Source organism: Vibrio crassostreae (assembly GCF_024347415.1).
Lineage (GTDB): Bacteria > Pseudomonadota > Gammaproteobacteria > Enterobacterales > Vibrionaceae > Vibrio > Vibrio crassostreae.
This window is the reverse complement of the sequence record NZ_AP025477.1, coordinates 255,002-271,659: the sequence shown is the minus strand read 5'-3', so window position 1 is coordinate 271,659 and position 16,658 is coordinate 255,002. Positions and strand designations below refer to the sequence as shown.

The window sequence follows — 16,658 nt, the reverse complement described above, 5'->3', positions numbered from 1 at the left end:
CTATATATCCTTAAGGTATTAAAACTGAAAAATATCTGAAAATTACAGGTTACTTGGGTTTATGAAGTTACTAATTTGATGTTTACAGTTTCTGCAATAAATCCGCTTGAAATGAGATACCCTAAATTGGCGTCAATCAACTTGTTGTCTTTTTCCGGATAATCCAATCCAGATTGATTTAAACGGTTTAAGGTTTTTTTATAATCTATATTTGAGATGTCACCAATATCCTCTGAATTTTCATCGAGATAAAATGACACTACTTGATATAAAGCATTTGATTCATCTAGTGTTAGCAGCATGCTTCTCCACTGATCATCCGATATAAATTTAATTGGTATCCCATGATGATTTAGCCGACCCACATATTGTTTCCAAGTTAGTGGTTTCGGGTTATGAAAGTGAAGAACAGGTGTATGTTTAACTTTATCTAATGAACCTTCCACAAGACCTTGGGCGATAAAGTCGACGGGGCACAGATCGAACTGTAAATCCCAATTTGGGGCGACCCCCATTTGTGCAGCCCCCTTTAATAGCAACAAAATTCGATTCTGGTCAGGGAAACAATGGCCAGTTTGAGAATGCCCAGTAATGTTCCCTGGTCGAACAAGTGTTATTGGGACGCCTCGTTCATAAGCTTGCCAAACCAATTGTTCAGAAACCCATTTGGTGAGGTTATATCCATTGTTTACGAAAGCCGGTAGCTGCCCTGCTGGCCCCTCTTCCACAATGTGTCCTTGTTCATTTAGATTACTTGCAGCACTTAATGTTGAGACATAGACCACTTGCTTCTGCTGACCAGTGCAAGCCATACGTAGTAGATCGATGGTCGAGCGAACATTAGCATTGTAAAGATAAGTGTAATCATAGATATGATTCACTTGCGCACCGTTGTGATAAATGACATCAACATTTCCGCATAGCATTTGGTAGTCGCTGTCAGTTAGACCTAGCTGCGGGGCAGCTAGATCACCACATACCACTTTGATTCGAGGGTTCTGATTAAAGTCATTGACCCCGAATTTTCTATAATTTTCAGCCAGTTTCTTGAGTGCATATTCTTGAGAGCTTGCTCGGATGTGGCAATAGATAATCGCATCAGTCTTTTGAACCAATTGCTCCAAAATATGAACACCTAAAAATCCTGTAGCCCCTGTTAATAAAACTGCACGGGGATTAAATGCGTTAAGATTCTCTTCAGTAAAGGGGGCGATTTTTTGATCCAGTACCAAATCTGCATATATTCGGTCTGAAATCTGCGCCCCTTTCGTGAGGTGGTCCGACGTTAAAAGTTTGCTTAGTGCTTCGATCGTTGGTTTTTCCATGAAGCGAGCTAATGTAAAGCTTCCTTCGTAGGTATTCCTTACCGTGAGGAGCATTTTTGATACAAGTAATGAATGACCTCCCATATCAAAAAACGATGAATTCAGAGATAAGTCCTCAGGGTCAACGTCGAGTGATTCAGCCCATATTTCTCTCAATTCCGTTTGTAATTTAGTCCAAACTTCATCTTTGGTGGTACCAACCGAACGCACTTTGAATTCTGCAAGTTTTTTACGGTCAACTTTACCGTTGACCGTGTAAGGAAATTCTTGGAGCTCTTTGATTAATACTGGCATCATATAATCTGGTAAGCATTCGCCCAACTCAACACGTAATTGGTCGGTAGAAACATTAGATTTCGGACCTTTAACAAAAGCTCTGATCTGTTTTTTATCGTCGGCTATAACTACACACCCAGTGTAAAGGTCTAATCGAAGAATCGTGTTTTCTATCTCACCAAGCTCAACTCGAAATCCTCGAATTTTAAGCTGATTGTCCCGACGACCAATAAAGTTAATTTCACCATTATTGTCCCAAAAGCAAATATCACCCGTGCGATACGTTTTGCCTGCTTTTGAGTTCGATTCAATCGGGGCAAATCGTTCATTAGTTTGAATAATATCTCGTACATACCCAGGTCCAACTCCTTTCCCTGCTATATACAGCTCACCTTGCTCCAGAGTCTGGCAAGGATCGCCTTTTTCATTAATCAGGTAAACCTGAGTATTATTGATTGGCTGTCCAATGACTTTGTTATTGCAGCCTTGATCTAGTCGTTTAAAGGTAGCCAGCACAGTACATTCAGTAGGCCCATATATATTGACCAAATTTGACTGTCCGGACCAATGATCGATCGCTGCACTGTCACAGACATCGCCACCGGTGATGATGTATTCCATAGATGGCCATGAACACTGCGGCATTGCCGATAACATTGCTGGTGGTATGAAACAGTGTGTGACTGACTCTTCTAAGATTAAATTGTTTAGTTGTTCGAAGTCATGTCGCTGCTCTGATGAAGGTACAATAAGTGTCCCCCCAGTTGTAAATGTAGGGAAGATATCTAATAGAGATGCGTCGAAGGAAACTGTTGTGAACTGAAGACAACGAGAATCATATGATAGATTCGTTTCTGTGATATACCAGTGACAGAAATGAGCCACATTCTGATGAGTGAGTTGCACGCCTTTTGGAACACCCGTTGAACCTGACGTATAGATCATCACAGCATTTTGACTTGTGTTTTCTTCGTATTTAAACGACGTCGCTGTTGTTCCGATATCAATATTTTGCTCTAGGGCATCTATTGAAGTAGCTCGCGTTTCTGTCTCAAAATTTAACGCTCCAATTAATAATTGAGGTTTAGAGCCTTTCAATATGTTCTTAATTCGGTCTTCTGGGTACTCGGGGTCGATGGGCACATAACAAGCATTTAGTTTTAACACTGCCAGAATCGTTGCATATAATTCGATGGACTTTGGTAATGCGATTGCTATGACTTGTTGTTCTGCACAACTACCTGAATACAGGAGATTTTGAATATTTGACGCATATCTTTCAACCTTACCTTCCAGCTCTTTGTAAGAGATCGAGGTATCACCAAATTTGACCGCTGCCTTTTGGGGGAACAACATAACCGTATTTTCATAAGCTTCGTATAAACCTTGATAATACTTTCCGTTCTCGATCGTCTCATTAGACTTGTGCCAAAATTTTAATTCATGAAGGTCAACCTCTGAATAGTGCACTAATTCATCACTAGGAATTGTGTTATCTTTGGTTAAACCTTGTGACAAGCGTGTGAGCGTCAAAGAAACACACTGTTCTACAACTGTACAAATTTCTTTGTGAATATCTGCCCCATTATGTGTGAATCCGTTCTTTATGACTGACTTAGTAATTAGCACCAACTGCCCGTCAAATGGTGCTAATGTAGAAACAATGTATTGTTCATTATCACTCTCATGAGCCACGCTAATATACACTGACGACCTTGAACCTAAATCGATGTCATCAGGATGGTAACGCTTAAGAGTGAAATCGACCTTCATTGAGTCTTCAGTTTCAGAAACAGTTTCGTCGGGTTTTGATGAAATAATATTATGACCAAGCTCGTAAATAAGATTGGCTAGTTCATGCGAGCAAGGACACTTGCTATCAAGTGCAATAGAATAAAGTTTCATTGTCTTTCCATGATCTATGAATATTGAGCAAGAAGATTTCGGGTCGGTGCGTGCTCAAAAATGCCTGACGCAATTAGGAATCGGCGGATATTTGCAACCATAGGGTGCTGTCCAGTAATAGGGTACCCACCAACAAGGTTTTCAAGTACTTTAGCTTTAACGACACCTGGAAGGGATAGTTGGTTGATCAACGCTGTATCAAATTCTTTCTGGATATCATTTGTAAGATATTCTTCAAGAAATTTTGGCAATGCAGACCCAATAGCCAATCGAGATGATTCATCAATCTCGGCCCAGTAAATCTTGACTAGCTCTGTCCAAAACTTTGAGTGGCGACCTTCGTCTGCAAGATGATCTGCCATAAGACCCTTAATTGAGCGCTTAACACTGTCGTCACTAGCAAAAGCAGCAACGTCAGAAGTTACAGTGTTCTCAGAGATGGCCACAGCAATCAGTTCAACGCCGGCTTTATGGTTAGCGTCATCTAATGAGGCGATTGCTTTCGGGATTGCTCGACTAAGCTCAATTTCATTAAATACCTGAAAGGGCTTTGAACCAGTTTGTTGTTCCATCTGATTCTGGAAATCCATTGCAACAAATGCGTGGTAGTCTTCATCAAGAACAACTGACATTGCGTCATATCTAGCCTCGAATGAAAACTCAAAAGGAAAACGACCTTTAGCAATATCTAGTGCCGTTTTGTTAACAATTTCAGTCTCAAAAATTACAATATCATTGATATATTTGTATAGGCTTTGAAGCAAAATCGTATTTTGTACCTCTAAACCCAACTTCTCAATTACCGGATCAAAGCACAATGGCTGTCTTTCCTTTGGGTAAAATGAAAGTTCATCATCCTCAATAATGCGTCTTGGTCTTGTCCGGATTGTCGCTCGTTGTTCCCATGAATTTGCGTGTGATTGATAAGCCATTTTATGTTCCCTTTCAACTGCCTTGTTAGTTTATTTGTTTAGTAATAGTGAATTTCTAGAAGGACACACCCGTCGTAGCTTTTGAACGGTCCATGATGAGTACCTGCTGGTCTTATAAAGTATTCACCTGCTGTGTATTTATGCTTTAATTCTAAGGTGTCTTTATCGAGAAGAATTTGGTCACCCGAAACCAGATATACCTCTTCATGGTAATCATGAAGAAATACTTCCTTGGTCCCAGCATCAGGGTTAAAGCGAACAAAGCGAGTTCTTATCCCAGTTTTCTTTTCAGTATCTAGGGTGTCTTCGATAATGATCTGTTCGATGCCAGGGTCAAAACTAGTTGGGCTAGTCCAATTCTCTGAAGGGATATTTAAGATTTTTTCCATAATTTCCAAACTCAGTGTGTATTAAAAAGAAGGCCTTGCTTAGTCGAGCCGATTAAAGGATTCGTCCTGATCCAAAAATGAAGAAACCGCATTTAGAGTAGCCTGCAGAAGAGCTTTTAATGAGTCACTATTAATTGAGACGCCAAAGTAACTCAGCTGTAAATTGGATTGGATCTCAACGTAAGTGACGGCTCTACTTTCAGTACTAAGCCCCAGCGTATGCTCAGAATAATCTTTGATATTTATATCGATATCGAAGGCTTGTTTTATGCCATTAACCAAAGCACTCATGATTCCAGAACCAAGCCCTTCAACATCAACTCTGCGCCCCTTGTGATTTAAAGTTGAACTGATGCATAGCTCACCCGATTCAGACTTGCTTTCATAATCTATCAGTTGAAGATCTGGTTTATCTAAAACGCCATATGACTCTCGGAATAGCCGCCAAATTTCATTCAGGTTCATTTCGCAACCTGAGTGGTTAGTAAATGATTTAACCTTTTCGCTGAAGTCGATTTGTAGTAACCTAGGAAGCCTCAATCCGTGGTTCTGCTCTATGAGCCAAGCTGCACCACTTTTACCTGATTGGTTATTTACCCGAATTACCTCTTCATAAGCACAACCAATATCAATGGGATCAATTGGTAGATATGGGACATCCCAAGTGACTTGCCCCGTTTCAAACCGCTTTGCAAACCCTTTTTTAATGGCATCCTGATGTGAACCTGAAAATGCCGTAAAGACCAACTCACCCGCATATGGGTGCCTAGGATGTACCGGAATTCGATTACAATATTCAGCTACTTCCACGGTTTTCTTGATATTTTCAAACTTAATGTTTGGGTTAACACCTTGGCTATATAGGTTCATGGCCAGTGTTACTAAATCAACATTCCCTGTTCTTTCACCATTGCCGAACAAACAGCCTTCAATTCTCTGAGCGCCACCAAGAACACCAAGTTCAGCAGTAGCAACGCCAGTACCGCGGTCATTGTGTGGGTGGATACTGATAGTTACATTATTGAGATCGCTAAAATTTCTAATGAATAGTTCGATCTGGTCGGCAAACACGTTCGGAGTGTTGACTTCAACCGTAGTCGGTAGGTTTAGTATTAATTGTCTGGATTCATTAGGGCACCATAAGTCTTTTACTGCTTCACAGATCTCTAAGGCAAATTCAAGCTCTGTAAAGCAAAAGGTTTCCGGAGAGTATTCCAAACACCATGTAGTTTCCGGTTGTTCCTCACATAACTGCTTAATCAATTCAACAGCGTCTAAAGCAAGATGAATGGTTTTTTCTTTTGAATTTCGAAAAACCACATCCCTAAATACGGGAGCGGTGGCATTGTAGACATGAACAATTGCCTGTTTTGCTCCTCTCAAAGAATCCATCGTCATTCGAATCAGATCCGGACGTGCCTGAGTAATTACTTGAACCCAAACATCATCAGGTATGTGGTCCTTTTCTATTAGCTTACGGACGAATTGAAACTCAGCATCTGACGCAGAAGGAAACGCGACTTCGATTTCTTTGAAACCACATTGCACAAGATGGTCGAAATACATAAGTTTTCTATCGTGATCCATAGGGTTAGCTAGGGCCTGATTTCCATCCCGTAGGTCGGTTGAGCACCAACGAGGTGCTGATTCAAGTCGCTTGCTAGGCCATACTCGTTCCGGATTAGATACAATAGATGCTGGTGTATATTTTTGAGATGGTTCAGAAATCATGTTTGCTACCTCGCGTTAGTTCATTTCATTTTAAAGTTGAGAACTGAATTTTCTTTCGCTAATGTAAAGAATGAAAGCTGAGCAACCAATACAGTAAAAAATATTAATGCCTCTGAATTAAAAGTCGAGAATGAATAGTTAACCCAAACGGATGACACAGCAGTCGCTAAACAATATAATCCAATAGCTAACCATCCTAATCTTTGCGTTAATAGAGGGTTAGCGTTAATAGAGGGTTATGCTTTAGATGGTAACCATTAAAATATTTTTTCTTGGCCATTATCGAAATTCCTTTTATACCCACTTATCGCATTGATTTAACCTTAATTGTTGGAGCTAGCCATGCTCCATGTCAGTAAACATATTCTCAGACAGGAGGTAATACCTTAAATTATTAATAGATAAATTATTTAAAATAACTATACCCAAGCAAGAGTTAGCTGCCTTTCTTAGTTTATATAGAACAGTCAAGCATAGGATCCAGATGAACCTTCGACGGTAAAATTCAAACTCAAGCCAACTAAAATGTATAATGACGATATTTTCAACCCAAGGCTCACGTATGGGTTGGCTGGTCTAATATCCCAGAATCAGCCGCTAACAAATTGCTTAATGAGACAGTTAACGTTCGGCGATTTTGGGTTTCAGTAGTTTTAACTAATAAACATTAAAAAGAGCACCTAACATGGATGTGGAGCAATTCTCCAAATTAGTGGCTGAGGTTAACATAGGCAAACAACTGCCCAATGCGATTTACCTCCATAAAGATGCATTCAGTGCGCTACCTAATGCACTGACACAGTTCATCCCCGCCGTAGCAAAAGCAGTGAACTTAGATGACGAAAACTGGAACCTTGTTAAACTGTTTAAAAAAGAGTTCCGCTTATCTCTTCTTCACTACCCTAATTTTTATACTGATTCCTATCCCGCATTAGAACAAAGCCTCAATGTCGACCTCTCTAAATTAAGCCACAAAATTACAGGTTATCGCGAATCTGAAAATCCACCGATCTTACATAGAAAAGAGACCATGGTTTTGCCAACGAGTGAATATTACGAACATTTCGTTTCACTCACACAAGAAGGCGAGAATGCAGGCCTGTACGAAAACAGCCGTTTGATTGGTTTTAAACGTTCTTGGGAAAACCTAATAGCACGCAATGGTTACGAGCTTGTCGATGGTCGACTATTCCGATGCTCCTCTGTAACAACGCAAGAAGAAACTGGGATTGATAGGTACAGAACGGCCATCGTGCGTCATGAACTCTCCGCACCAATGAAGACTCTCGTTAAACATGGCTACTTAAAAGGCGAGCACTCAATTTTCGATTATGGCTGTGGCCGCGGAGACGATTTAAGAGAGCTCGAAGCACATGGCCTCGACGCTCTGGGTTGGGATCCGAACTTTCAACCCGACAACGACAAATCCAGTTCTGATATCGTAAACATAGGGTTTGTTCTTAACGTAATAGAAGACCAAGATGACAGACTCGAAGCCCTACTAGACGCATGGGAGCTAGCAGACAAGTTTCTGGTGGTTTCTGTCATGCTGGCTAACGAAAACTATATTGCTCAGTTCAAACCTTATAAAGATGGGGTCATCACCTCTCGTAACACCTTCCAAAAATACTATGCGCAATCAGAAATCAAAGCGTACATAGAGAGAAGCCTACAAGAAGACGCAATTACCGTCGCGCCTGGTATTTTTTATATCTTCAAAGACAAATTGGAAGAGCAACTGTACCTGCAAAATAAATACAAACGCCACCACAAATGGCAGCAACTGACGTCACCAGAGCCTATTGAAGCCAAAGACAAAGCCAAACTGCTTATTACTCAACATCAAGGCTTGTTTAATAACTTTTGGAATACCTGTTTAGAGCTAGGGCGTATTCCTGCAAATGATGAATTTGAACAATCTGACAAAATTCTTGAGTTAATAGGCTCACACAGAAAAACCTTCAACTTACTGCAAGAGATGTTTGATACCAAAGAATTTGAACAAGCAGAAAAGAGCCGAAAAGAAGATCTTCTCCTCTACTTTGCTATGGGACTGTTTGAGAAAAGAAAACCCTATACGCAGCAACCAGAGCCCCTAAAGCGCGACATCAAAGCCTTGTTTGATGATTACAAAACCGCAATCAACCTGGCTGCGGAATTACTGTTTGCGATTGCCGACACCGACTTAATTCATCAGCAATGCGAGAAAGCACACGGCCAACTACCAACAAGCCTGCTAAACGAAGGGCACTCACTGATCCTACATCGAGACCTTATCGATGATTTACCACTACTGCTACGAGTATACGTAGGTTCAGGGTTGCAAATGTATGGCGAACTAGGTAACGAAATTGACCTCATAAAGATTCACATCACATCAGGGAAACTCACCCTAGCCGCTTATGATGCCTTTGAAAAGTCGGTGCCCTTTTTAACTGAGCGTATAAAAATCAAGATGGCTGATCAAGACATCGACTTCTTCGATTACGTAAATGAACAGCGTAGGCCGCCACTACTCAACAAACACTTATACATGCAAACTGACGATAAGAAGTATAAAAAACAGAAAAGTTTGGACCAGCGTTTAGCGTTGTTAATGGATTATGATTCCAATGAAGAAGCGCAAATGAACAGAGCGGAGTTTGAAGCGCTGCTGGGTAAACACAAGAAGCACATTAAAGGCTTCAATCTGGTAACGAAGAAACCTTCATAAAAATTAGGTAAAACATGGAAATCTCAATTACATCGCTGTAAAATACAACGCTAATTTTGGCATACTCATGTTATTTATCGCACAAAACTAGCCCTAACATAACAAACTCAAACTTTAGTTTGTCAAAAAATAACATACCGACTAATATGTATGTCATATTAAAATGACATACATAGAGGCTAATATGCTAAATCAGGATTCAGGCTACTGTTACTCTTTCCCTGCCGTCAGAGGTATTCAAGCAGGACGCCCCTTCTATATTGCGACTTGCCCTCTTAGGATTATCCCTAAAATTTTCAGCTATAACGAAGATGACGTTCCACCAGAGCTGAGGGCTCAAAGAACCCTAAATAAAACTCGTATTCCTGAGATGGTCAAATACTTGTTAGACAACCCCAAAGAGTACGTCTTCTCCGCTTTGACCGCATCGGTAGGTGTTGATATATCGTTCGATGATCATGATGGAGCACCAAATCTAGGAACACTTAAGATCCCTATGGATGCTCAAATTTTGATTAATGATGGGCAACACCGACGCAAAGCGATTGAAGAAGCACTTCGAGAAAACCCTGATTTAGGTCAAGACAATATCCCTGTTTTGTTTTTCATTGATGAAGGTTTGGGCCGCAGCCAACAAATGTTCGCGGACTTAAATAAATATGCGGTTAAACCAAGCCCATCGTTGGGCACGTTGTACGATCATCGTGATGAAAGTTCAGAACTAGCAAGGGAATTGGCAAAAAAAATAAAGCCATTTGTTGGTCTAACCGAAATGGAAAAATCCAACATCAGTCCTAAATCGAATAAGCTTTTTACCTTAAGTAGCATTAAGCAATCTACTAGAGCACTTTTAAGCAAAGGACCAAAAGACGGCTTTACCGAAGAAGAAAAAAAATTAGCTGCGGAATTTTGGGAAGAAGTGACACGGTACATCAAAGATTGGCAACTAGTTATCGATAAAGAAATTTCACCAGCACAACTTCGTCAAGAGTACTTGCATGCACACGGTGTTGGTTTACATGCAATTGGCGTATTAGGAAAACACCTTCTGTGCCAAGAGCCTAAAGATTGGAAAAAGAAATTACAAAAACTAGCTGACGTAGACTGGTTAAAGACCAATCCTGAATGGATAAAACGCAGTATGAACCATGGCAAACTGAGTAAGTCGACAATGAATATTCAGCTAACTGCCAACGCACTAAAAATTGAACTTGGGTTACCACTAACCCCAGAAGAAAAAGCTCTAGAGAAGCAGTTATCATGATACACGAGCTACAATTGGCGGAAGATCTCGCCGAAGAATATCAAGAATTTATCAACACTGAAGATTTCGCAAACAATAAACTCAGTCACTATATTGCTGACGTACAACGTGTTTATTGTGCAGATAAAAGACCGTGGGTGATTGGTTACAGCGGAGGTAAAGACTCATCTGCAATAATGACCTTGATCTATATGGCACTACTTGGCCTTAAAGAGGAAGAACGCTCAAAACCTGTTTTTGTTGTGACCTCCGATACGCTTGTCGAAACCCCTGTGGTTGTTAATCATATTAACAATTCTTTAGACGCTATTAGCAAAGGGGCCAAGCGAGACAATCTGCCGATCACTTGTCACAAAGTTGTCCCTGAAGATTCTCAAACCTTTTGGTCTAGTCTATTAGGCAAAGGTTACCCTGCACCCACACGTTCTTTCCGATGGTGTACAGAGCGAATGAAAATAAACCCTGTCAGTGATTTCATCAAATCTAAAGTATCTCAGTTTGATGAAGTTATTGTGGTTTTAGGTTCGCGTAGTGATGAAAGTGCTTCTCGTGCTCAAGTAATTGCAAAGCATAAAATTGACGGCTCTCGTCTGGCTCGCCATACAACTCTTTCCAATGCGTTTATCTTTACACCCATCGATACCTGGGGGGTGGATGACGTGTGGAAAATTTTAAGGCTCTGCCATCTAACAACCGAAAAAACACCTTATGGCATCAAAAACATCTGGAGCAATCGGTACGATCTTGAGTGGGAAAACCCTTGGGGAGGGAAAAACTTAGTTCTTTGGAATCTTTATAAAGACTCTTCAGGCCAGGGGGAATGCCCAATGGTTATTGACGAAACCACCCCATCTTGTGGTAATTCTCGTTTTGGATGCTGGACATGTACCGTGGTAACTAAAGACCGCGCTATGGAAAGTTTGATTCAAAACGGTGAATCTTGGATGTCACCTTTATTAGAATTCAGAGATATGCTCGCTGAAACGGGGATTCCAAAAAATAAGGATGAATACCGAAACTTTAAGCGTCGTACAGGGAAAGTGACAAACCAAGCATCATACAAAGGTAACGAGCTAAAAACTCTTGAGGATGTAAAAAGTAGCATTACTCTTGGCGAAGGGCAACACCTTGAAATTTCTGATGATGGAACCCAGGTTCGACTGTATCAAGACGGTCACTTGCTTGAACACTACTCCTATCAGTTAGTTAAAAGCACCCCTGCTCACCCGAATCCTACAGAACTTGCTTGGCATTTAATCCGATTTATTCCCGGCCCTTACTGGCTAAAATATCGTCGCCAGTGGTTGCGTGAATTGTTGGAGCTCGATAAGAAATACAAATCTGAAGGTCGTGAAATTGAGCTTATAACAGTTCCAGAGTTACATGCTATTCGCCAAGAATGGATCCACGATCCAAACGAGCCTGACTGGGATGACTCCCTACCGACTATTTTCAATGAGGTTTATGGCTACGATCTTGATTGGGTTTATGACGACAATGCAAGTTTTGGTAAAGATGATGCCCTAATTATCAACGAGCTAAGTGAAGATTTCGATATTGCACCTGAAATGATAATGAAGCTAATTGAGCTTGAAGTCTCAATGGAAGGTCTAAGTCGACGTAGCGGAATCAACAATAAGATTGCTTCACTACTGAAACAAGACTGGGGAAGCCTTGAAGAGATCAAACAAAAGCATGCCTCACTACAAAGCAAGGCAGAGTTTGATATTCACCAGCAAGAAATTGACCGTTACAATCAACAATTGATTGATATCGATAAGCAGCTACTAAAAGAGTTTTAATTAAAGTCATGCTGATTACTAAATTAACGTTAAACAACTTCAGAGTATTTCGTGGATACCACGAAATAGATTTACGTCCGGCGCCTGCTCGTCTTAGTTTAAACGGCGCTATTGAAGGCACCGAACGCCCGATCATTTTATTCGGTGGCTTAAACGGTGCAGGTAAAACATCAATTCTTACTGCCGTTCGTTTGGCTCTTTTTGGTCGTCAATCGTTTGGCCAATTGATGTCGAATGGCGAGTATATTGAAGCTTTAGGTGATTTGATCCATAAGGGTGTTGGGCACGGTGGTGTTCAAGACAATGCATCTATTGAGCTTGAATTTAAATACAGCCAAAACGGTGAAGAAAACACATACAAAGTGATTCGTGGTTGGAAAAAAGACAAGAAGGACAATTTGTGCCTCGAAAAAGATGGCCTTCCCATTCCCGAGCTCAATTACGAACAATGCCAAGGTTTCTTAAACGAATTAATCCCAACTGGCATCGCTGATCTTTTCTTCTTTGATGGTGAAAAAATCGCTGATTTGGCTGAAGATGAATCAGGGAAAGTTTTAAAGACTGCAGTTCGTCGCCTACTAGGGCTAGATGTTATTGGGAAGCTTAAGAGTGACCTAGGTATTTACCTAAAGAAACAGGGCTCCTCAACGCTTACTCAATCAATCCGCGAAGAAATGGATTCGCTCGATACCAAGCGTATCGAACATGAGCGTAATTCGGAAAAGCTACGTGGAGAAGCTGATATTGTTGACGCTCAAATAGAGCTCACATCAAATGACATTCTCAACTTAGAGAACAAACTTTCACAAAGTGGTGGCGCATGGGCGAAAACCCGTGAAGCCGAAACACTAAAAGTTGATGAGTTGTTAAAAGAGAAAGTCGAGTTAGAAAAACAGATCCGTATGGAAATGGAAACTAGCTTACCGTTTTCACTTGCTCCAAATACAATGTTTTCTTTACTTGAGAAGATCAAGCAAGAACAGAGCATCAAGCAAAAACAAAACTTTGGCCAAGAGTTAGACTCATTCCTTGAGACACTACGAGCTAAGCTATCCTTCAACTTAAGTGGTTCAGCCCCAGCAGCAATGGAAGCCATCACTGATAGTCTTGCGGACCACTTAGGTAATGTTTCACAGCAAGATCTATTACTTGATATATCAGACCGTCAATCGACGACTATAGACTACCAAGTAAACCAGCAATCTTCGGACTCATTCAACCGATTTAACGAAGCTAGAACTCGCTTAAAATTAGTTGAAGATGAAATCGATAATGCGTCTAACAATATTGCACGCGCACCAGAGCAAGAGCAGGTCCAAGGCTTATTTTCTGACGTACGAGAGCTTGATAAGAAGAAAGAAAAACTGATTATTAAGTATCATGACTTGTTAGAAAAAGCGAAACGTGAACTTCGCTTAGCGCTTGAAACAGCAAAACAAATTCAAAAACTTCATGACAAAAATAAAGATCTGGCTAATAAAGATAGCAGCGTCGCTAATGCCCAAAATGCAATGCTACTTCTAGACAAGTTTGCAGAGCAGCTAACTAAAGCTCGCGTAAAACAACTTGAATCCGAATTTGTGGCTTCATATAAAAAGCTTGCCCGAAAAGAAGATTTAAAAATTTCAGCAACCATTAACCCAGCAACATTTGATGTTGAGTTAATTGACGAGCACGGTATTAAGATCAATCGCAAAGCGATGTCAGCTGGTGAAAAACAAATTTATGCGATTTCAATCCTTGAAGCGCTAGGTAAAACATCAGGTCGCAAATTGCCAATTATTATCGATACTCCACTTGGACGTTTGGATTCGCACCACAGAGATAAGCTAGTAGAAAACTACTTCCCTACTGCAAGTCACCAAGTGGTTATATTGTCGACGGATACTGAGATTGATAAGAACTATACCAATATGATTCAAGATGATATCGCTCGTACTTATGAAATCTGCTTTGATGGTGCAACCAAGTCTTCATCACTGAAACAAGGTTACTTCTGGAAAGAGCCTACCAAGGAGGCTGTATAATGCTACCTAATCGCATGAACTTGACTCGCACTACAGAAGAACAGCTGAAGAAGCTAAAAGGCTATACAGGGGTTACTCCAAACGTATCTGCGCGTATTGCTTTTTTTCGCTCTGTAGAGAGTGATTTTAGGTACAACTTCATCGAAGCGAAACTCGATGGCTCATTAGTATTGGATAAGTTTACGTGGCTAGGTGAAACCAGTGATGTGACTGAGTTAGTTTTAAAGATGTACTACCCAGAATTTGATACTAAACAATACCAACAAGCTTGGGCTGCTCATGTTGAAGATGGTATTGCTTCACTGAGAAACCACAAATCTATAGAAGCGCTTGCTAGAAAGCTATAGTTACTTATTTAGTTTAAACAATGGTGTATGTACCATTATTATTTCAATCCAATGTGCGAATCGAAAAACCGTACAATTTCGATTACTGCTTAAAATTGGTCACACGCACAACTAGATAAACCAAGAATGGGATCTAAACAACCATAACACCCAATCTACGAATTATGGTTGTTTAGATTTAACATACCCTATTACTTAATATATTTAGTCATTTCTTTATACATTAATCCAGCATTTCTTGAGACTGCATCTACATTAGTAAAGTATTCACATTCAACTTTAACTTTATTCAGCACTTTTATGTATTCATCCTTTTTGATTACATCACCATACTCAACCTTACCATCATCAACCAACTTATTAACTATTAATCTCAACATTCGCATTAATGAAATCAACCCAACAGTTTTATTCAACACTGATTTTTTATTTTTTTTATCCCATGCATCTGGCCACCTTTCATTAACTGCTGAAAAATAATTAATAACATTTGCAGCAATTGCAGCGTCATCCTTTTCGATAAAACTCTTTCTAAAGACTAAGACTTTAAAGTCATTTCTTTTACGATCGGGTAATTTGTCATCTTTGAGCCCTAAAAAACCTTTCTTTTTCCCCAATAAGATATCTCTATCTAAACTAGGCTTCTTACTTATTAGTTTAACAAGGTTATCTACAAATGCAGCTTGTGTAAGAAGTTCCCCGTCAACACCCTTAGTTTTTATCCCTAATCGTTTAATTCTCCTATAAAAAGGAGAGTCATCTCTTTCATTCATAACAATCGCAATTTGATGACAGCTCCGAAAAGGGCTTCTTGCTAGTGCAAGAGCTTCCAGATCATATACAAGGCTTTTATTAACCTTAGTTTGACTCTGATTTACCATAGTGAAGACTTGAGATTGAGTGTGTAAATCAGCTTCAACAAAAATAGTTACTAGTAACTCAAAATCCTTTCTATTTCCTTTTTTATTTTCATATTTACCATCTGTATCTTCAAAACCAGCAAGTCGGTGTTGTCCATCCAATACTTTGGCAACTTTTCCTCTGTATTCCTCAGAAAAAGTGATACTTAAAACACCGTCTTTTGTAGAAATATACTTTTCAGGAATTGCTACGATGATTGAGTTTGGGAAGGTCGCATCTACAGACGTTATATATTCTTTAATTTTCTTCACTCTAGGAGGAGAAAGCTTACGCTGTATTCCTAAATAGCTATCAATTCCATCTTCGTTTTCATCTTTCAACTTTCTAACATCAGAGAATGAAATACTAGTTAACTCACTAGCTTTCATAACACAACAATAAAATTCACCAATAGGTTGAGTTAACTTTAAATATTTACTATTAATTACATTCATATATTAACCACCCAACTTATTCGTGATATTTTCATTCATTTCTTCGATCTCTTCTTCGTTCTTTTTACTTGGGTTACTTCCAAGTGTCTCTAGATGGTTTGGCCAAATACTGTAATACCAAACAATCAGAGTTGCAAATACGACAAACAAACTTGCCTTATCCATTGTCAAAGGACTTATCTTCATTTCTATTCCGAGTAAGCTTTCGATTCTCAAGTTCACAAAAATATAAGCACCTGTTGTCAGAGAACCTAGGAACAGATAAAAACAAAACTCCTTCCATATGTTTTTAGTTCCTTCTTTTAACCTATTAACAATATATGGTGCTAAAAATGCAGCCGTATATAAGAATGCTTCCCCACTTTCGAAACTGTCAATAAATGCCTCACTGAATGCAATAGAAGACCATGATGCAGCAACTACTGAGCTGATTAAAATTGGAACCAAAGAGAAAAAAATAGTTATTACAAATTCTTTAGAGACCCGACCAAAATGTTTAATAAACACCCACAATGTGTTTCCTCTTTCACTTAGTTGTTTTTTCATATTTATACTTAAACACCTCTTGCTGATACCAACTCAAACGAAACAA

The 16,658-nt window shown here is 39.7% G+C and carries 11 protein-coding genes; 5 read left to right on the top strand and 6 right to left on the bottom strand.

Translation table 11 applies throughout. The features are described from left to right. Positions 1-59: 59 nt before the first annotated feature. Genes OC193_RS16995 through leuA form a run of 4 tightly spaced genes read right to left on the bottom strand, consistent with a single transcriptional unit; the run spans position 60 to position 6,558 of the window. Entirely contained in the window at positions 60-3,506 is a 3,447-nt protein-coding gene (locus tag OC193_RS16995; RefSeq protein ID WP_048666149.1) for a non-ribosomal peptide synthetase, read from the bottom strand. Positions 3,507-3,520: 14 nt separating this feature from the next. Continuing rightward, a complete protein-coding gene (locus OC193_RS16990) occupies positions 3,521-4,438 on the bottom strand; it encodes a diiron oxygenase (RefSeq protein ID WP_048666150.1) in 918 nt (305 codons plus the stop codon). A 38-nt stretch (positions 4,439-4,476) separates the two neighbouring features. After that, a complete protein-coding gene (locus tag OC193_RS16985) occupies positions 4,477-4,827 on the bottom strand; it encodes a cupin domain-containing protein (protein ID WP_048666151.1) in 351 nt (116 codons plus the stop codon). A gap of 39 nt (positions 4,828-4,866) precedes the next feature. Continuing rightward, complete coding sequence (gene leuA / locus OC193_RS16980; RefSeq protein WP_048666152.1) at positions 4,867-6,558, bottom strand: 2-isopropylmalate synthase; 1,692 nt, start codon at positions 6,556-6,558, stop codon at positions 4,867-4,869. Positions 6,559-7,243: 685 nt separating this feature from the next. Here leuA and OC193_RS16975 point away from each other — a divergent pair. The 5 genes from OC193_RS16975 to dndE all read left to right on the top strand — a co-directional run bounded on the left by OC193_RS16975 (position 7,244) and on the right by dndE (position 14,711). Next, complete coding sequence (locus tag OC193_RS16975; protein WP_048666153.1) at positions 7,244-9,271, top strand: DNA phosphorothioation-associated putative methyltransferase; 2,028 nt, start codon at positions 7,244-7,246, stop codon at positions 9,269-9,271. Between the two features lie 184 nt (positions 9,272-9,455). Further along, positions 9,456-10,535, top strand: a complete 1,080-nt coding sequence (gene dndB, locus OC193_RS16970) for a DNA sulfur modification protein DndB (protein ID WP_048666154.1) — start codon at positions 9,456-9,458, stop codon at positions 10,533-10,535. Then, on the top strand, positions 10,532-12,337 hold the full coding sequence (locus OC193_RS16965; protein ID WP_017104391.1) for a DNA phosphorothioation system sulfurtransferase DndC: 1,806 nt from the start codon (positions 10,532-10,534) through the stop codon (positions 12,335-12,337). Before dndB ends, OC193_RS16965 begins: the two co-directional genes overlap by 4 nt. 8 nt (positions 12,338-12,345) lie before the next feature. After that, complete coding sequence (dndD, locus tag OC193_RS16960) at positions 12,346-14,364, top strand: DNA sulfur modification protein DndD (protein ID WP_048666155.1); 2,019 nt, start codon at positions 12,346-12,348, stop codon at positions 14,362-14,364. Beyond that, positions 14,364-14,711 carry a DNA sulfur modification protein DndE gene (gene dndE / locus OC193_RS16955; RefSeq protein WP_048666156.1) on the top strand — a complete coding sequence of 116 codons (348 nt, stop codon included), beginning with the start codon at positions 14,364-14,366 and terminating at the stop codon, positions 14,709-14,711. Before dndD ends, dndE begins: the two co-directional genes overlap by 1 nt. A gap of 191 nt (positions 14,712-14,902) precedes the next feature. On the opposite strand, the gene OC193_RS16950 is transcribed toward dndE, so the two are convergent. Further along, positions 14,903-16,066 (bottom strand): DGQHR domain-containing protein, encoded by a 1,164-nt coding sequence (locus tag OC193_RS16950; RefSeq protein ID WP_048666157.1) that lies wholly within the window; start codon positions 16,064-16,066, stop codon positions 14,903-14,905. A 3-nt stretch (positions 16,067-16,069) separates the two neighbouring features. Continuing rightward, entirely contained in the window at positions 16,070-16,612 is a 543-nt protein-coding gene (locus OC193_RS16945) for a hypothetical protein (protein WP_048666158.1), read from the bottom strand. Positions 16,613-16,658 lie beyond the last annotated feature (46 nt).